The sequence below is a fragment of the Nocardioides dilutus genome, assembly GCF_054779555.1.
Window position 1 is genome coordinate 1,210,832 of sequence record NZ_BAAGYA010000001.1, and the last position, 18,102, is coordinate 1,228,933.

At 71.8% G+C, this 18,102-nt stretch carries 13 protein-coding genes; 6 read left to right on the forward strand and 7 right to left on the reverse strand.

What is annotated here, in order from left to right; genetic code table 11:
* Positions 1 to 19: 19 nt before the first annotated feature.
* From pstC to ACYVC6_RS05945, 4 genes are all read left to right on the forward strand, one after another.
* Positions 20 to 952 carry a phosphate ABC transporter permease subunit PstC gene (gene pstC / locus ACYVC6_RS05930; protein WP_460711941.1) on the forward strand — a complete coding sequence of 311 codons (933 nt, stop codon included), beginning with the start codon at positions 20 to 22 and terminating at the stop codon, positions 950 to 952.
* The gene (pstA, locus tag ACYVC6_RS05935) at positions 952 to 1,860 is read left to right on the forward strand and encodes a phosphate ABC transporter permease PstA (RefSeq protein ID WP_460711943.1); all 909 of its coding nucleotides are present in this window, start codon (positions 952 to 954) and stop codon (positions 1,858 to 1,860) included. Before pstC ends, pstA begins: the two co-directional genes overlap by 1 nt.
* Positions 1,861 to 1,994: 134 nt before the next feature.
* Positions 1,995 to 2,765, forward strand: a complete 771-nt coding sequence (gene pstB / locus ACYVC6_RS05940) for a phosphate ABC transporter ATP-binding protein PstB (protein ID WP_460713311.1) — start codon at positions 1,995 to 1,997, stop codon at positions 2,763 to 2,765.
* 147 nt (positions 2,766 to 2,912) lie between these two features.
* Positions 2,913 to 3,956 (forward strand): hypothetical protein, encoded by a 1,044-nt coding sequence (locus tag ACYVC6_RS05945; RefSeq protein WP_460711945.1) that lies wholly within the window; start codon positions 2,913 to 2,915, stop codon positions 3,954 to 3,956.
* A gap of 92 nt (positions 3,957 to 4,048) precedes the next feature.
* Here ACYVC6_RS05945 and ACYVC6_RS05950 read toward each other — a convergent pair whose 3' ends face one another.
* From ACYVC6_RS05950 to ACYVC6_RS05960, 3 genes are all read right to left on the reverse strand, one after another.
* A complete protein-coding gene (locus tag ACYVC6_RS05950; RefSeq protein WP_460711947.1) occupies positions 4,049 to 5,050 on the reverse strand; it encodes an inorganic phosphate transporter in 1,002 nt (333 codons plus the stop codon).
* An 11-nt stretch (positions 5,051 to 5,061) separates the two neighbouring features.
* Entirely contained in the window at positions 5,062 to 5,679 is a 618-nt protein-coding gene (locus ACYVC6_RS05955; RefSeq protein ID WP_460711949.1) for a DUF47 domain-containing protein, read from the reverse strand.
* A 79-nt stretch (positions 5,680 to 5,758) separates the two neighbouring features.
* Complete coding sequence (locus ACYVC6_RS05960; RefSeq protein ID WP_460711951.1) at positions 5,759 to 7,933, reverse strand: RNA degradosome polyphosphate kinase; 2,175 nt, start codon at positions 7,931 to 7,933, stop codon at positions 5,759 to 5,761.
* Positions 7,934 to 7,994: 61 nt separating this feature from the next.
* Here ACYVC6_RS05960 and ACYVC6_RS05965 point away from each other — a divergent pair, with 61 nt between their 5' ends.
* Together ACYVC6_RS05965 and ACYVC6_RS05970 are read left to right on the forward strand one after the other, a co-directional pair.
* On the forward strand, positions 7,995 to 9,029 hold the full coding sequence (locus ACYVC6_RS05965) for an alpha/beta hydrolase (protein WP_460711953.1): 1,035 nt from the start codon (positions 7,995 to 7,997) through the stop codon (positions 9,027 to 9,029).
* A gap of 34 nt (positions 9,030 to 9,063) precedes the next feature.
* Entirely contained in the window at positions 9,064 to 9,885 is an 822-nt protein-coding gene (locus tag ACYVC6_RS05970) for an SGNH/GDSL hydrolase family protein (RefSeq protein WP_460711955.1), read from the forward strand.
* Positions 9,886 to 9,933: 48 nt separating this feature from the next.
* Here ACYVC6_RS05970 and ACYVC6_RS05975 read toward each other — a convergent pair whose 3' ends face one another.
* From ACYVC6_RS05975 to ACYVC6_RS05990, 4 genes are all read right to left on the reverse strand, one after another.
* Positions 9,934 to 13,356 carry a coiled-coil domain-containing protein gene (locus ACYVC6_RS05975; RefSeq protein ID WP_460711957.1) on the reverse strand — a complete coding sequence of 1,141 codons (3,423 nt, stop codon included), beginning with the start codon at positions 13,354 to 13,356 and terminating at the stop codon, positions 9,934 to 9,936.
* A gap of 34 nt (positions 13,357 to 13,390) precedes the next feature.
* Positions 13,391 to 13,780, reverse strand: coding sequence for a response regulator (locus tag ACYVC6_RS05980; protein ID WP_460711959.1), 390 nt, complete (start codon positions 13,778 to 13,780; stop codon positions 13,391 to 13,393).
* A 76-nt stretch (positions 13,781 to 13,856) separates the two neighbouring features.
* Positions 13,857 to 15,194, reverse strand: a complete 1,338-nt coding sequence (locus tag ACYVC6_RS05985; RefSeq protein WP_460711961.1) for a pyruvoyl-dependent arginine decarboxylase — start codon at positions 15,192 to 15,194, stop codon at positions 13,857 to 13,859.
* Positions 15,127 to 18,093 carry a response regulator gene (locus ACYVC6_RS05990; RefSeq protein WP_460711963.1) on the reverse strand — a complete coding sequence of 989 codons (2,967 nt, stop codon included), beginning with the start codon at positions 18,091 to 18,093 and terminating at the stop codon, positions 15,127 to 15,129. The genes ACYVC6_RS05985 and ACYVC6_RS05990 overlap by 68 nt, the downstream gene beginning before the upstream one ends.
* Positions 18,094 to 18,102: the final 9 nt, after the last annotated feature.

Sequence of the window (18,102 nt, forward strand, 5' to 3'; positions counted from 1 at the left end):
AAGGGTCCCTCATCAACACATGAGCAGCTTCTCCAGCATCGGCGCAGGCCCGTCCCCCGGGGCGGGCCTGCCCGGTGCTCCCAACCTGAGCCGCCGGTCCCGCCCGGGCGAGACGGTGATCCATGGTGTCCTGATGGGCTCGGCGCTTCTGTCGGTCGCCGTCACCATCGGGATCGTCGTGGCCCTGATCCAGCCGGTCATCGACTTCTTCCGCGAGGTCCCGTTCGGCGACTTCTTCGCAACCGAGGGCGAGTTCGCCGTGCTCCCCCTTATCGGTGGCACGGCGATGACGACGGTCATCGCGCTTCTCGTGGCAGTGCCGCTCGGGCTCGGCGCGGCGATGTACCTCTCGGAGTATGCCTCCCGGCGGGCCCGCAAGGTGCTCAAGCCGACCGTGGAGCTGCTCGCCGGCGTTCCGTCGGTGGTCTACGGGTTCTTCGCGCTGACCTTCGTCACGCCGACCCTGCTCCAGGACATCCTGAGCATGGAGGTGGGATTCGTGAACGCCCTGGCCGCGGGCCTCGTCCTGGGGGTCATGATCATCCCGACGGTGGCGTCCCTGTCCGAGGACGCCATGTCGGCGGTGCCCCAGGCACTACGGCAGGGGTCATTGGCGATGGGCGCCAACCGGATGCAGACCACACTGAGGGTCGTCTTCCCGGCCGCGCTCTCGGGAATCGCGGCGGCGGTCGTGCTCGGGATGTCACGCGCGGTCGGCGAGACCATGATCGTGGCCCTGGCCGCGGGAGCCCAGAAGAACCTCAGCTGGGACCCGCGCGAGGGCATGCAGACCATGACCGGCTTCATCGCCAAGACCGCTCAGGGTGAGAACCCGGTCGGCTCCACGTCCTACAACACCCTGTTCGCCGTCGGGCTCACGCTGTTCGCGCTGACCCTAGTCATCAACATCATCAGCATCGCGCTGGTCCGACGGTTCAGGCAGGTCTACTGATGAGCATCGCCACCGCGACGGCCCGCGAGGTCACCGCCGCCATCTCCTCGGGTCGCAGCAAGGACCGGAACGTCTCGTCCTTGGTCTTCCTGGGCCTGCTGTGGTTCTCCCTCTTCTTCGGCATCATGGTGCTCCTGGTGCTCATCGTCGACACCGCGATCGCGGGCTCCGCTCGTTTCGACTCCGCGCTGCTCACCAACTACATCTCGCGGATCAGTCCCGAGACCTCTGGCTTCCGCGCGGGCATCCTCGGCAGCGTGTGGCTGATGGCGTTCACCGCGCTGTTCGCCGTGCCGCTCGGGATCGGGGCGGCGCTCTATCTGGAGGAGTTCGCGGACGGGGAGCGCTGGTGGAACCGGGTGATCGAGGTCAACCTGCAGAACCTCGCCGCGGTGCCGTCCATCGTCTACGGTCTGTTGGCCGTGGCGGTGATGGCGCTGATGGGCTTCGACAACACCGGCATCGTCCTGGGCGGTTCGGTGGCGCTGGCGCTGCTGATCCTCCCGGTCATCATCATCACCACCCGCGAGGCGGTGCGTGCCGTCCCCGAAGAGATCCGGCAGGGGTCGCTGGCGCTCGGTGCCACCGTGTGGCAGACGACGTGGCGCCAGACCCTGCCCTCGGCGGTCCCAGGCATCGCGACCGGCACCATCCTCGGCCTCTCCCGGGCGATCGGCGAGGCCGCCCCGCTGATCGTGGTGGGGCTCGCCGGGTCGGTCCGCTTCGACCCAACCGGGCTGTTCAGCAGCGTGACCGCGCTGCCGATGCAGATCTTCTCCCTGACCTCGCAGTCGCAGGAGGAGTTCCAGACGGCCGCCTCGGCCGCCATCATCGTGCTTCTGGTCATGATCCTGGGCCTCAACGGCCTGGCGATCTTCATCCGCAACAAGTTCCAGAGAACCTGGTGAGGAGTCACAACGTGGCCGTCCACCCTGCCACCGCCACCACCCGCCGTCCTGACGACGAGCCTGAGGTGACGTCGCTGGTCGACGTGCAAGGCGAGGGGGCTCGCGAGCTGCCCGCACTGCCTCCGGACCCGGTGATGGAGACCCAGCGGCTCAACGTCTTCTACGGTGACTTCCACGCGGTTCACGACGTCGACCTGCAGTTCGGGAAGCACGAGATCACCGCTCTCATCGGGCCCTCGGGCTGTGGCAAGTCGACCGTCCTGCGCTGCCTCAACCGGATGAACGACCTGGTTGCCGGTGCCCGGGTGGAAGGCCAGGTGACCTACCACGGCCAGAACATCTACGCGAAGGACGTCGACCCGATCGCGGTCCGCACCCAGATCGGCATGGTGTTCCAGAAGCCCAACCCGTTCCCCAAGTCGATCTACGACAACATCGCCTACGGCCCCCGGGTCACCGGCATGAAGGTCTCCAACATGGACGACCTGGTCGAGGAGGCGCTCCAAGGCGCGGCGCTGTGGGACGAGGTGAAGGACAAGCTCAAGCAGTCGGCGTACGGCCTCTCGGGCGGTCAGCAGCAGCGTCTCTGCATCGCGCGGACCATCGCCACCAAGCCGGACGTGATCCTCATGGACGAGCCGTGCTCGGCCCTCGACCCGATCGCCACCTCGCGCATCGAAGACCTGATGCTCGAGCTGCGCTCGGACTACACGATCATCATCGTCACCCACAACATGCAGCAGGCGGCCCGGGTCTCCGACCGGACCGCGTTCTTCACCGCCCGCCCCGACGAGACCACGGGCAACCGCACGGGCCTGCTGGTCGAGTTCGACCGGACGGCACACATCTTCAGCAACCCGTCGGACAAGCGCACCGAGGACTACATCTCCGGCCGCTTCGGCTGAGGTCGTGGCGGCGGCGGCCGATAGTCCCAGACGTTTGGGACCGCGACACGCCGGTTCGCTGTCCACAAGGTCTGGGACTATCCCGGCGGGCGGGCCGGCTGTGGAGGAGCACCGACGCTCTCGGTCGATCCGGCCCAGTCTGTGCAGGTGCTGCTTCGACCCGACCTCGGCCGCGACCACGGTGTCGTGCTGCCGGTGCGCGTGGATCCGACAGGGAAGTCGGGGCCGACCAAGCGCGAGGCAGCTGGACCCGAGTGGCGCCGGTCAAGTCGGGGCTGGAACGTGCCGTCGTACGTCGAGCGCTCACCCGAGCAGCGAGTCGCAGAGATGGGCATCCTGCTGCCACCCCGCTATGCCTGCGTCACGGGTTGGGCCGCGTTGTCGTGGCAGGGCGGCTGGTGGTTCACAGGGACCCGGGCCGACGGGTCGTTCCAAGTGGTCCCGATAGCGATGTCACGCCATCTCATGAGGTGGCAGCCCGGCATGCTGTTGTGCGAGGAACGGTGGGACCCCACAGAGGTCAAGGTCGTCGACGGCCTTCCGGTCGCGGCCGAGGTGCGAGCCGCGTGCTTCGCCGCTCGCTACGCGCCGGACCTGGAGGCGGCGGTGGGGGTGCTCGACATGGCGGCCTTCCACGACCTGGTCTCGGTCGAGGAGGCGGCCGAGTGGATGCTCGGGCACCCGAGCTACACCGGGATCGAGCAGGGTCGGCAGGCCGTGCAGCTAGCGGACGAGAACGCCTGGTCTCCGATGGAGCCAGTCATGCGCCTGGAGTGGTGCCAAGCGGGCTTCGGATGTCCGCTCACCAACCGGCCACTTTTCGACAGGTGGTCCGGACATCACATTGCCACCCCGGATCTCATCGATCCCGTCGCCGGGGTGGTCGGCGAGTACAACGGCGGTCTGCACCTGGAGGGGAAGCGGAGGTACGCCGACATCAAGCGCGGCGAGACCTACCGATCGCTGGGTCTCGAGCCTGTCGAGATGGTCGCCGGTGACCTGTCCCGACGATGGGAGTTTCGGCAGCGGCTGGCTGCGACGTACGCGCGTGCCGAGTCTCGTCCGGTCGCCGATCGTCGGTGGACCCTCGAGCTCCCGTCCTGGTGGACGCCCACGTTCACGGTCGAGCAGCGGCGCGCCCTGAGCCGGAGCGAGCGTCAACGCCTGCTGAAGAACCGACTGGCCGGCTGATCGGCCCCCCCGCGGGGGATAGTCCCAGACGTTTGGCCGACTGGGCGTGTCGCCGTCCCGAACGTCTGGGACTATCGCGATCGCCCGCCCCCCTACGGCAGCTGGAAGACGAACCGGCAGAGGAGGTAGACGAGCGCGGCGACGGAGCCGGCCATCGGGAACGTGAGGACCCAGGCGGTCACGATCGAGCGGGCGACACCCCAGCGGACGGCGGAGAAGCGCTTGGTCGCCCCCACGCCCATGACCGCCGAGGTGATGGTGTGGGTGGTGGAGATCGGGGCCTCGAAGGCGTACGCCGTCGTGTAGAGGACCGAGGCGGCGATGCTCTCGGCGGCGAAGCCGCGCGGCGGGTCGAGGTGGATGATCCGGCGGCCGAGGGTGCGCATGATCCGCCAGCCACCGGCGTAGGTGCCGAGGGAGATCGCGGCGGCGGCGGCGAAGATCACCCAGAAGGGCAGGGGGTCGCCTTCGGCGACGTGTCCGCCGGCCAGCAGGGCCAGGAAGATCACGCCCATCGTCTTCTGGGCGTCCTGGAGACCGTGCCCCAGTGCCATCGCGGCTGCCGACGCCGTCTGGGCCAGCCTGAACCCCCGGTTGAGCCGGTGCGGGTTGGCCCGGCGGAAGAGCCACATGATCAGGATCATCAGCACGAATGCGAGGCCGAAGGCGACCACGGGCGACACGAGCATCGGGATGACGACCTTCTGCATGACCGTGTCCCAGGAGACGCTGACTCCGGCGGCGAGCGCGGCACCGACCAGGCCGCCGATGAGCGCGTGGGAGGAGGACGAGGGCAGGCCGTAGTACCAGGTGATGAGGTTCCACGAGATGGCACCGAGGAGTCCCGCCATCACGATCACCAGGGCGTGCGCGCCGGTGCCGGGATCGATGGTGTCGGAGACCGTGGTCGCCACCTTCTGGCCGAGGAAGGCACCGACGAAGTTCATGACCGCGGCCAGCGCCAGCGCGATCCGGGGCGTCAGCGCACGGGTCGACACCGACGTGGCGATGGCGTTCGCCGCGTCGTGGAAGCCGTTGGTGTAGTCGAAGACGAGGGCGACGACGACGACCGCGATGATGATCGCGAGGTCCACTGGGGGAGGTCCTAGCCTTCCTTGACCGCGATCTGCTCGACCGTGTTGGCCACGCTCTCGAAGGCGTCGATGGCGTGCTCCAGCGCCTCGACGATGTCCTTGAGCTTGAGCACCTCGATCGTCTTGAACTCGCCCGAGAAGAGCTGGGCCAGCGTGCGCCGGTGGTTGCGGTCGCCCTCGTTCTCGAGCCGGTTGATCTCGATCCAGTATTCCTCGAGTGACTGCATCGACTGGAGCTTCGGCATGGCGGCAGCGGTGAGGTCGGCGCACTGCTGGATGACCCTGACCTGCTCGGACAGCTCCGGGGGCATGAGCTTGACCTCGTAGAGCAGGACCAGGTCGACGACCTCGTCCATCATGTCCATCACGTCGTCGAGCCCGGAGGCGAGGCGGTAGATGTCCTCGCGGTCGAACGGGGTGACGAACGTCTGGTTCACCCGGCGCACGATCGCGTGCGTCGTCTCGTCGGCCTCGTGCTCCGCCTGGCGCATCCGCTGGGCGACCGCGCTGCGGTCCGCTCCCTCGGCGAGCATCTCGGCGAGCAGCCCGGCCCCGACGACGAGGTGCTGGGCGGACTCGGTGAAGAGGTCGTAGAAGGCGGTGTCGACCGGGCGGAGACGGAAAGCCACTGAGTACTCCTGGCGAGACGGTGCGGGACCGCCCGACAGCCTAGGGGCACGGTTCGTCCGGAGCGCAACTCAGGCCGGGTCAGGACGCGGTACGTCGCCTCCGCTGGCGCTCGATGAGCGCCTCCTGGTAGTCGACGCGGCCCTCGTTCTTGACCCAGTCGCCGTCGCTGCGCAGCTCCCACGCCGCCGTGCCGGGGTCGAACGCGAGGTCGATCATCTCGCCCACGGCCTCCACCAGCTCGGCCTCCGGCAGCCGCACCAGCACCTCGACCCGGCGGTCGAGGTTGCGGTGCATCATGTCCGCCGACCCGATCCAGGCCTCCGGTTCACCGCCGTTGTCGAACCAGTAGACCCGGCTGTGCTCGAGGAACCGGCCCAGGATCGAGCGGACCTCGACGGACTCGGAGAGACCGGGTACGCCGGGGCGCAAGGCGCAGATCGCCCGGGTGAGGAGCTGGACCGGGACGCCCTGGGTCGACGCCACGTAGAGCGCGTCGATCACGTGCTCGTCGACCAGGGAGTTCATCTTCATCCGGATCCGCGCCGGACGGCCGGCGTGGTGGTGCTCGATCTCCCGGTGGATCCGCTCCAGCAGGCCGCTGCGGACGTGGTCGGGGGCGACGAGCAACTCGTTGTAGGAGGCGTTGCGCGACCAGCCCGACAGGTTGTTGAACAGATGGGCGACGTCCTCGCCGATGGTCTCGTCGGTGGTGATGAGGCCGAGGTCCTCGTAGAGCCGGGCGGTCTTGGAGTTGTAGTTGCCGGTGCCGATGTGGGTGTAGCGGCGGATGCCGTCGGGCTCGTCGCGCACGACCATGGCCAGCTTGCAGTGCGTCTTGAGCCCGACCAGGCCGTAGACGACGTGGCAGCCCGCCTGCTCGAGCTTGCGGGCCCACCGGATGTTGGCCTCCTCGTCGAACCTGGCCTTGATCTCGACCAGCACCAGCACCTGCTTGCCGGCCTCGGCAGCGTCGATGAGGGCGTCGATGATCGGCGAGTCGCCCGAGGTGCGGTAGAGCGTCTGCTTGATCGCGAGCACGTGCGGGTCGGCGGCGGCCTGCTCGATGAAGCGCTGCACGGAGGTCGCGAACGAGTCGTAGGGGTGGTGCAGCAGGACGTCGTGGCGGCGGGTGGCCTTGAAGACGTCGACGGGCGCGGCGGACTCGACCTCGGCCAGCAGGGTGTGGGTGCTCGGCACGAACGCCGGGAACTTGAGGTCCTCGCGGTTCTGGTCGGCGATGCCGTGCAGGCCGCGGAGGTCGAGCGGGCCGGGGAGCCGGAACACCTCCTCCTGGCTGACGCCCAGCTCGGAGACGAGCAGCTCGAGGGCGGACGCGGTCATCGAGTCCTCGACCTCGAGCCGGACGGGCGGACCGAACTTCCGGCGCAGCAGCTCCTTCTCGAGCGCGGCCAGGAGGTTTTCGGCGTCGTCCTCCTCGACCTCGAGGTCCTCGTTGCGGGTGACCCGGAAGGTGTGCACCTCGAGGATCTCCATGCCTGGGAAGAGCCGCTTCAGGTGCTCGCCGATGACGTCCTCGAGCGGCACGAAGCGCTCGTTGCCGAGCGGGACGAACCGGGCGAAGATCTGCGGCACCTTGACCCTGGCGAAGTGCTGCTTGTCGGACTTGGGGTTGCGCAGGACCACCGCGAGGTTGAGCGACAGCCCGGAGATGTAGGGGAACGGGTGGGCCGGGTCGACGGCCAGCGGGGTCAGCACGGGGAACACCCGGTCCCGGAAAAGCTTCTTGCAGTATTTCTGCTCCTCGCGGTCCAGGTCGGCCCACCGGACCAGCTCGATCCCCGCCTGCGACAGCTCGGGCACCAGGTCGTCGCGGAACAGCCTCGCGTGCCGCTCGCTGAGCTCGCGGGAGTGGGTCCAGATCGCCTCGAGCACCTCGCGGGGGAGGGCGCCGGACGCCGCGCGGACCGCCAGCCCGGCCGCGATCCGGCGCTTGAGGCCGGCCACCCGGACCATGAAGAACTCGTCGAGGTTGCTCGTGAAGATCGCCGCGAACCGGACCCGCTCGAGCAGCGGCAGCTGTCGGTCCTCGGCGAGCTCGAGGACCCGTTGGTTGAGCCGCAGCCAGGAGAGCTCCCGGTCCAGGAAGCGGTCCTCGTGCTTCTGCACCAGCTCCAGCGCGGTGCTGAAGGCCTGGTCGCCGTCGTCGGGCTCGGCCGGGACGTAGGGAGGGTCGACGTCGAAGACCTCCTCGGGGAGGTCCGACCCCGCGTCGACACGTGCGTCCAGCGACATGAGGGAAGTGTGGCACCGCCGGGTGAACACCGGGTGTCTCCGCTCGGTAGGTTCCTGCCCTGTGACCCGCACCGCCACCCTCGTGGCCACCGTCGAGCGTCTCGGCCTGGCCGGGGCGATGGCGCTGCCCCCGCGCGTCCAGCGCCTGCTCGGTGGACGGCCCGTCGTGGTCGACGGGCAGACCCTGGCTCCCGACGTTCAGCTCATGCTGCGGCTGCAGCGCCTGGCCCGTGAGGTGGGCGCGGAGACCCTGCCCATCCCCGAGGCCCGCAAGGCCATCGTCCACCACACCGCGCTGACGGGCGGCGACCTGCCGATCGGGAGCCGGCGCGACCTGGAGGTGGCCGGCCGTCCGGCCCGCCTCTACGTCCCCACCGGTGCGGCGGCGACCGGCCCGCTGCTGATGTATCTGCACGGTGGCGGCTTCATGCACGGCGACCTCGAGAGCCACGACCCCGCCTGCCGCTTCCTCGCGGAGGCCTCGGGCGTCCGGCTGCTGGCGATCGACTACCGCCTGGGTCCCGAGCACCGGTTCCCGGCGGCGTACGACGATGCGGTGGCGGCGTACGCCTGGACGGTCGAGCACGTGGCGCAGCTGGGCGGCGACCCCGACCGGCTCGGCGTCGGCGGTGACTCGGCCGGCGCCGCGCTCGCGGCCGGTGTCGCGATCGAGGCGGCACAGCAGGGCTGGCCCTGCCGGGTGCAGCTGCTCGTCTACCCGGCGACCGACGCTCGGCGCGCGACGAGGAGCGCGGACCTGTTCGCCACCGGCTTCTACCTGACCAAGGGCTACATGGACCTCGCGAACCAGAGCTATGCGGCGTCCGACGCAGACCTGGACGACCCGCGGTTCTCGCCGGCCAAGGCCGAGCTGCCTCCGGGGCTCGCGCCCGCCCTGGTCTTCACGGCGGGCTTCGACCCCCTGCGCGACGAGGGGGAGGCCTATGCCGAGCAGCTGAGAGCCGCCGGGGCCACGGTCGAGCTGACCAGGTTCCCCGATCAGATCCACGGCTTCGTCAACATCGTCGGCGTCGGGCGCAGCTCCCGCGAGGCCAACCGGCGGGTGGGCGCTGCGCTGCGCTCCGCGATGTCCTGAGGCGCTGCCAGTGGCTGACTACCCTGGACCCACCATGACGAGCCCGGACCCGCAGCAGCCCTCTCGGCCCTCCTGGGTCTGGGCCGTGGCGCTCCTGGCGCTGGTCGTCGCGATCCCGGTGGCCGCCGTGGCCCTGCGTGACGAGCCACGGGGGGTGAGCGGCGACCACGCCGCGACGACGGTGGCGGCCCCGACCGACGAGAGCCCGGGCGCCGCCGAGAGCCCGGCCGCCGAGCCGGCTCAGTCCTCGCCGGCGGAGGAGGTCGCGCCGGTCGCCCCCACCTCCGAGCGTGGCCCGGTGCGCGCGCTGTTCTTCGGCGACTCCTACTTCATCGGCGGTGGCTACACCGGCGAGGACAACTCGATGGCCCGCCTGGCGAGCAACCGGCTCGGCTGGGAGTCGGAGGTCAACGGCGGTGGCGGCACCGGCTTCGTGCAGACCAACTACGACTACGACCTGGGCAACTACCTCGACCAGATCGCGGCGGGTGCCTTCGACGTCGGCCGCCGGCGCTGGGTCGTGATCGAGGGCGGCAACAACGACGTCGGCCAGTCGCTCGAGGACGTCCGCGCCAACGCCCGGAAGGTCCTCCGGATCGCCCAGCGCACGTTCCCCAACGCCCGGGTCGTCCTGGTCGGACCGCTCGACACCGACAGCGACCACGCCGAGCTGGTCCCGGTCATCAAGGTGCTCCGCAAGGCCGCCACCAAGCGCTCGGTCCCGTTCGTCAACATGAAGAACTGGCTGGCCGGCCACTACGACCTGATCGGCCCGGACTACGTCCACCCCTACCCGAAGGGCCACCGGATCCTGGGCCGCAAGCTGGCGAGGGCGCTGCGCGGTCTGGGGGCGTAGTGCCCGCGGCCGCAAGCGAGCCGACGACAGCCCGGCCGGGCCGGGGCCTCAGCGCTCCAGCTCGACCAGCCGGGCCCGGGCCTCGGCCAGCTCCTCGGCCAGCCGGGCGGCCGCCTGCTCGGCGGCCGTCCGGGCGGCGATCGCCTCGGCCGCCGCGCGCTCGGCTTCGATGCGGCCCTCGACTGCGGCGCTCAGCCGCTGCTCGTAGTCCTCGGCGGTGACCTGGAGGTTGCCGAGCGCCTCGGCCGTACGCCACTCGGCGGTCGCCCGCTCGCGCCCGGCGCGGACGGCGGCCTGGGCCTGAGCCGTGGCTTCCTGCTCGGCCTCGGCCCTGGCCTGCTGGGCGGCTCGTGCCGCCTCCTCGGCCTCGGCGCGCGCGGCCTGGGCCTGGCGGGCGGTCTCGGCCTGGATCGTGCTCGCCTCCTCGGCGGCGACCCTGGCCTGGTGGGCCTGCTGCGCCAGGGCGGCCTGCTCGGCGGCGGCCTGGTGTGCCGCCTCCTGTGCCTCGGCGGCCCGCGCGGTGGCGGCGAGCTGCTCGGCCGTGCGCTGTTCGGCCTCGGCGCGCTGCCGGGCGACCTCCTCGGCGGTGGCGGCCTGCTCCTGCGCGGCGTGTTCCGCCGCGATGCGGGCCTCGAGGGCGGCGGCGGCCTCCTCGGCGAGCGCGGCCGCGGCGGCCTCGGCCTGGGCGGTGGACTCGAGGGCGGTGGTGGCGGTCTCCTCGGCGGTGACCCGCGCGGCGTGGGCGACCGCGGCGGCCTCGGCCTGCGCGGCGGTGCGTTCCTCGGCGGCCTGACGGTCCGCCTCGGCCCGGGCGGCCTGGGAGGCGGCCGCCGCCGCCTGCTCCAGAGCGTCCCTGGCGGCCGCGGCGGCGTGCTCCGTGCGGGCCTCCGCGGCGCGGGCGGCCTCCTCGGCCGCCGTCCTGCCGGCGTACGCCGCCGCGGCGCCCGCCGTCGCCTCGCGAGCCGCGCGCTCCGCGACCTCGCGCGCCTCGAACGCCAGCCGTGCCGCCTCGGCCTGCTCGGCGGCGTCCTGCTCGGCGCCGACCCGCGCCTGGTGGGCCGCGGCTGCGTTGTCCTCGGCGGCCTGCCGGTCGGCGTGGGCCTGTCGGGCGGCCAGCGCCTGGGCCTGGGCGTCGTTCTCGGCGGCGGTCCGGGCCTCGTGCGCTGCCCGCGCCGTCGCGGCCGCCTCGGCAGCGGCGCGGTGTGCGTCGGTCTCCGCGGCCGCGGCCTGGGTCGCGGCGTTGGCGGCCTCCTGGGCGGCGAACTCGGCGGCCTCGCGTTCCCGGTGGGCGGCGGCCGCCGCCTCGGCGGCGGCTCGGCCGGCCTGCTCGGCCGACACCCGGGCCTGGACAGCGGCGGCAGCCGACTCGGCGTGGTGCTGGAGGTCGGCCTCGGCGGCGCTGCGGGCCGCGAGCGCCTCGGCGGCGACCTGCTCGGCGGCGGCCCGGCCCGCGTGTGCTTCCTGGCTCAGCCGGGCGTGCTCGGCGGCGGCCTCGTCGGCGGCCTGCCTGGCCTGGTGTGCCTGCTCGGCGACGGCCTGGGCCGCCGCAGCGGCGTCGTGGGCGACCTGCTCGGCCGCGCCCGCGTGCTCGGCGAGCACCGACTGTGCTCGCGCCGCCTCCTCGGCGTCGGCCCGGGCGAGCCGGGCCGCCTCCGCAGCGACGTGGGCCTCCTTTGACGCGCGTTCGGCCGCGAGGCGCTGCTCGTGGGCGGCGGTGGCGGCCTCGACGTGCTGGTGGGCGATCTCCTCGGCGGCCGTCCGCTTGACCTCCGCCGACTGGGCGATGTCCTCGGCGGTGGCGCGACCTTCGTGCGCGGCCCGGGCGAGCCAGGCCTGCTCGGCAGCGGCGCGCTCGGCCTCCTCGCGTGCCTGATGGGCCTGGTGGGCGCGCTCGGCCGCTTGCTCGGCGGCCTGGTGGGCCCGCTGCTCGGCGAGGCCGGCCTGTCGGGCGAACGTGGCCTGCTGAGCCGCCGCGCCCTCGGCGTCGGCGCGGAGCCGGGCGGCCTGGGCCGCCGCGTCCACGGCCTGCTTGGCGGAGGTCTCGGCCGCCGTCAGGGCCGCGTGCGCCTCCTCGGCCGCCGCGGCGAGGACCGCCGCCTGCTCGTCGGCCGCCGCGCGTGCGGCGTAGGCGTCGGTCGCCTCCTGCTGGGCAGTCGTCAGCCGTTCATACGCCAGGCGGGCCTCCTCGGCCTGCTCGGCGGCGTGCGTCTCGGCCGCGGCGCGTGCCTCGTGCGCCGCCCGAGCCGCCTCGGCCTGCTCGGCGGCGGACTCGTGCGCGGCGGCCTCGGCCTGGGCGGCCTGGAGAGAGGTCTCGGCCTGCTCGGCGGCGGACCGCTCGGCGTCGAGGCGCGCGGTGTGTGCCTCGTCGGCGATCTCCTGGGCCTCCCGCGCAGCCTGCTCGGCCACGACGAGCGTGTCGCGGGCCCGCTGTTCGGCCCGCGCGATGGTCGCCCGGGCCCGCTGTTCGGCCTCGGTGACGACGGCCCGGGTGGTCTCCTCGGCGGAGGCGATGAGGTCCTGGGCGCTCTCCTCGGCGGCCAGCCGGGCGGCGTGCGCGTCCTTGGCGAGCTCGGCGTGCCGGGCCGCCGCCGCGTCGGCGACCGCTCGGGCCTGGGCGTGGTCGGTGGCGGCGGCGTCGGCCGCTTCGCGGAGCGCGGCCTGCTCGGCGGCCGAGCGTTCGGCGACCTCGCGGGCCTCGACGGCGGTGCGCACGCGCTCGTCGAGCTCGTGCCGGGCCTCCTCGAGCTGCAGGGCCAGGTCGGCGGCCCGCTCCTCGGCGGCCCGGCGGCCGCGATGGGCCTCGGCGGCTCCTGAGGCGTGCTCGGCGGCCAGGCGGTCGGCCTCCTGGCGGTCGCGAAGTGCCTGCTCGGCGGCCTCGAGCTGGAGCCGGGCCTGCTCCTCGGCGGCCTCGCGGGCGGTCGCGGCCTCGACCGCCTGGTCGGCGTGCTGCCGGGCCACCTGCTCGGCGGCCTGCCGGGCGTGCGCCTGGGCGGTCGCGGCCTGCTCGGCCGCTCGTCGGTCCCGGATCGCCGCGGCCGTCTCGGCGGCCTGGGCGGCCGAGGCGGCCTCTGCCTCCTCGCGCTCACGGGTGCGTGCGAGCGCGGCCTCCTCGGCGGTACGCCGGGCCTCCACCAGCTCGGCGACCAGCTGTTCGGCGGCCAGTCGGGCCTCGTGGGCCTCGCCGGCCGCGGTCGCGTGCTGCTCGGCCAGGGCCTCCGCGGCCTCCCGGGCCCTGGCAGCGCGCTCGGCGGACTCCTCGGCCTCCAGCCGGGCGGCTGCCTGCTCGGCCGCTGCCTCTTCGGCGGCGCGCCGCAGGGCCGCGGCCCGGGTCGCGGCGCGCGCGTGCTCGGCCAGCCGGGCCTGGAGATCGTCCACGTCGACGTTCGGGGAGTCCAGGGCCTCCCCAGGGTCGTCGACCGTGGGGTCGTCGCGCGGCCCGGACGGCGCTGGGGGCGGGCCGGCCGGGTTCATCGCGGGGAGTCTAGTGGGGTCGACGCGGGGTGGTTCAGGCCTTGGACGTCGTCCACTCCAGGGTCTTGGACACCTGGCTCCCGAGGGTCATCGGGTCGAAGGGCTTGGCGATGGTGCCGCGGATCGCGGTGCCGTCCCAGATCTGGCGGTCGCGGGCCTGGAGCTTGGCGGTGAAGAGCAGCACCGGGATGTCGCGAGTCGACTCGTCGGACTGCAGGTGCTCGAACGTCGTGAGCCCGTCCATCTCGGGCATCATCATGTCGAGCAGCACCGCATCGGGGTGGTGCTCCCGGGCCGACTCGATGGCTGCGGCGCCGGAGCTGGCGGTCAGCACCTCCCAGCCGTCAACGGTCTCCAGGCAGAGCTGCGCGAGCTCACGGATGTCGTCGTTGTCGTCCACGACCAGCACGGTTGGAACACTCACCACAACCTCCTTTCGTCGCCCACAACCCCCTAGAACTACTAGAGAAGCCTAGGGGGCTGACGCTCCGCGCGGGGGGTTATTGCAGAGGTCCGTGGAAGGTCCCGGCGTAGTAGTTCTGCTGGTCGACCTGCACGAGGGTGAGGTCGCAGAGGCTGGTGAGCAGCCGGCCAGCGGCGCCGCCGAGACCCCGCTTGTCGTTGACCAGACAGATGTCCCAGGCGACCACCGGCTGGAGCGGGAGCACGTCCTGCAGCACGGTTGCGATCATGGCTTTGAAGATCTGGGCGCCCTGGTGATCCGGGTGGACCAGCGTGAAGCCGAGATAGAAGATCGCGTCGCGCGCGTGATGGTCGGGGTAGTGGTGGGCGAAGTAGGCGGGGCTGATCCACGGCACGGTGGCCAGGTCCCTGGTCAGTGTGGTCAGACCGATCGCCTCACCGTCGGCACTCCAGGCGACGTACTTCATGACCCGCGAGTCGAGCATCTCCTCGATGAACTCAGACTCGTGGAGCAGTTGCCGGGCCACGGCCTGTGTCTCCATCTGGCCGAAGGTGTCCCGGTAGAGCTCGTAGTAGTAACGCGCCGCGGCGTAGTCGAGCTCCTTCTCGACCGTGACCCTGATGTCCGCGACCACCGGGGCGGCCGAGGAGCCGGCGAGGCTCGCGACGACCTCCGACGACAACCTCGGCGAGACGAGCGGTCCTTCACCGACCCGGTGGGGTGGCTCCAGGCCGTTGGCCACACCGTTGGCCACACCGTAGGCCAGGCCGTTGGCCATGCCGTTGTAGGCAGCAGCTGGGTGCCGAGCGCTCGTCGAGTCAGGCTCGGCCGCTACGGCCGGTGACCCGGCGTCCGCGGGCTTGTCGTCGTCCTCGAACCAGCTCGAGACGCGGTAGGCCGCCACGACCACCGCGCAGGTGGGCAGCCCGGTGGAGTGGGCGGAGGCGAGCGCCATCTGCACCGGCCCGTAGCCTCCGCCGCGCTTGTGGTTCATGTCGCCGAGGCTGAGCTCGATCTGCTCGGCTACGGACTCCTCGCTGGGGCCGTGGTGCTCGACGAACAGCCCGCCACCGGTCTCGTCGACGCACCAGCCGAGACCGGCCCAGGCGATGTCGCCCGAGTGCTCGGCGTAGGCCTCTGCGCGGACGCAGAACAACAGGTCGCCGTGCCCGCCGGGCAGGGTGTTGCTCACGTGGCGGAGCCGGCTGCCCGGAGGGATCACCGACGAGAGCGTCACCAGGTTGAAGTCGGCGACGCCCGCCGACTGCAGGGCGTGGTCGAAGGCAGACAGGAGCGTTCGTCCCGTGCCGGACCCGGTCCGGATCGAGATGTCGAGCCCGGTGTGCTCAGACGGGGACCTGAGCTGGTCGGGCCGGGGGTCGGTCGTGCTCGCCAGGGGGGTCTGCTGAGCCATGGGGGGAATCCTCTCGCGGCGACATGTGCGCCTCGGAGGTGACGGCGCTGACCAGACCGAGCACCCGGTCCCGAAGTTCCCCGGGACTGACTCGACCCTTGTTGAGGAACACCGTTGTGCCTAGCTCCAGCTCATGTCGTTGCCCTGCACTGATATCTGCGGCGCTGTAGACGACCAGCGAGGTTTCTGCCAGCGTCCCGCGCCGACGGAATTCTTTCACGACATCGGCCCCAGATCCGTCAGGCAGGCGCATGTCGAGCACGATCACGTCAGGGCGCACCTCGGCTCCCCGGGTGACCGCCTCGCTGGCGTTGGCCGCGTGGACGACGTTGAGACCGTCCTGGCGGAGCATGGTCTCGAGCACGACGGCGAGGTCGGGGTCGTCCTCGACCAGCAGCACCGTGGCGCCGGTCTCGATCCTCGACACGGCGTTCGACACCGTCCGGACCAACCGCTCCTCGCTGACCGGTTTGACCAGCCAGCCGTCGGTCGAGCTCGCGACCGAGGCGTCGGCCTCCGGTCCGAGCCCGGAGATGACCACCACAGGGATGTCCTGGGTGTCGCTGGCCCCGCGCAGCGTCCGGAGGACCTGGGCTCCGGTGGCGCCCGGCATCAACAGGTCGAGGAGTACGACGCGCGGCCGTTCGGCCCGCACCACCTCGAGCACGGAGGCGCTGTCGGTGACGCCGACCGAACGGAAGCCGCGGGCGTCCAGCAGCCGCGAGAACTCCTCGACCAGCTCGACGTCGTCGTCACACACCAGCACCGTGGGCGCAGTGCCCGCGGGCCGCCGCGGCGGCTGGCTCAGCGTCCGCACCGCGGGCAGGGTGAAGTGGACCGTCGTGCCGACCCCGAGCTCGCTCTCGGCCCAGATCCGGCCACCGAGCCGCTCCACGATGCCCTTGCTGATCGTGAGGCCGAGACCGGTGCCGCCGCGCTGCCGGGTGTCGGACGAGTCGACCTGCTCGAAGCGGTCGAAGATGGTCTCCAGCTTGTCGTCCGGGATCCCGGGGCCGTCGTCGCCGACCCGGAAGTGGACCTCGGACCCGTCGACGGCGGCGTCGAGGCGGACGACGGACCCGGGGTCGGAGAACTTGATGGCGTTGCCGAGCAGGTTCATCAAGGTCTGGATCACCCGGTCCTCGTCGGCGAGCACCCGGCCGTTCGCCGTCCCGAGCTCGACCCGCACGCCCACAGAGGTCGCCATGCCCTCGATCTGCTCGGTGGCGGTCTCCAGGAGCTCTGCGACCTCGAGGTTGACCACGTCCATCGGCGACACGCCGCTGTCCATGCGCTCGATGTCGAGCAGGTCGTTGATGAGGCGGGTGAGCCGTTCGCTGTTCTGCACCGCGACACCGACGAGGGTGGCGGCGCGTTCCGGCAGCTCGCCGAGCTGACCGCCGGCCAGCAGGCCCAGCGACCCCCGGATCGAGGTCAGCGGCGTGCGGAGCTCGTGGCTGACCACCGAGAGGAACTCGTTCTTGAGCCGGTCGACCTCGCGGCGCTGGGTCACGTCGCGGAAGGTCACGACGGCGCCGAGGACCTCGGACTCGTCCAGCAGCGGCGAGGCGGTGATCTCGACCGGGAAGGCCGATCCGTCCGCGCGGACGTACTCGTCGTCCTCGGTCAGCACCACGCCGCCGTGCTGCATCACCTCGGTGATGTAGCAGCCCGACCACGGGAGCGGCTCGCCGTCGGCGCCCGGCGCGTGGAAGGTCTCGTGGGCCTTGCGGCCGATCAGCTCGTCGGTCGTGAACCCGAGCGCCGCAGCGGCGGACGGGTTGACGAAGGTGACCCGGCCTTCGTGGTCCACGCCGTAGACGCCGTCGCCCACCGAGGTCACGAGGACCTCGTTGTAACGGGCGAGGCGGCGCAGGTCGGCGGTCTGTTCCTCGACCTGGTGCTCCAGCCCACGGCGCAGCCTCGCGTTGTCCGAGGTGAGGAGGACCTGGCGCAGGCCGGCGGCGGTGACCATGACCACCCACAGCGCGGACTGCGCCTCCTTGAGCACACCGCTCTGCCCGAAGAGCGTCTGGATCACCGCTGCGGTCACGAGGATCCCGAAGACGAGCGTGGTCCCCAGGGCGTCAGAGGGCCCCCTCAGGGCGGGCTCTACCTCCGCCGGGGCTTCGGGGACGGGCACGGATGCGGCGAGACCGATGGTCAGGTAGCCCACGATCCAGCCGAGGTCCAGCAAGGTCCCGAAGCGGAAATCCCCCTGGGAGGCCTGCACGGCGAAGGCGATGTCGGAGGCGGCGTACATCATGTACGCCGATGCCACGAGGACGAGCATGCGCCGGTCGGCGCCCGACGCCCTCACCACCAGCAGCACGGCGACGGTGGCCAACACGACGTCGAGGACCGGGAAGATCAGGGCGAGCACCTGTGCCCCGGCGCCTTCGCGTGCCGACGAGTCGAGCAGGCCCGGATAGACGAGCACCGAGGCGATGAGCAGGAAGGCGCCGCCGGCCACGAGCCCGTCGAGCAGCATCACCGACAGCTCCGCGCCGCGTCGGCGCGCCGGGAAGGAGAGCAGTCCCAGGGTCGAGAGGACCAGCGCCGCGGCGATGGTGAGGTCACCGAACAGACTCGGCGAGGTCACCGGGTCGGCGTCGACCACAGCCACCCACAGGTTGCCGGTGATCGCGACGACCCCGGCGGTGAAGATGAGCTGCCAGCCGCGCCGCATCCTGCCGTCGCTGCGCCGGATCCGCAGCAGCGTCATCGCGACGCCGATCAGCCCGGCCACCATCAGGCCGACAGCGCTCACCGTCTCGCGGAGGCCGGAGGGGAATACCGGGAGGAGCAGCACAGCGAAACCGAGGCTGAGGACCCCCCACACCGACAGTGCCCAGAGGAAGCGAAGGCGACCTGAAGGGGCCGAGGCCGGGGTCGCCATGATTTTGAT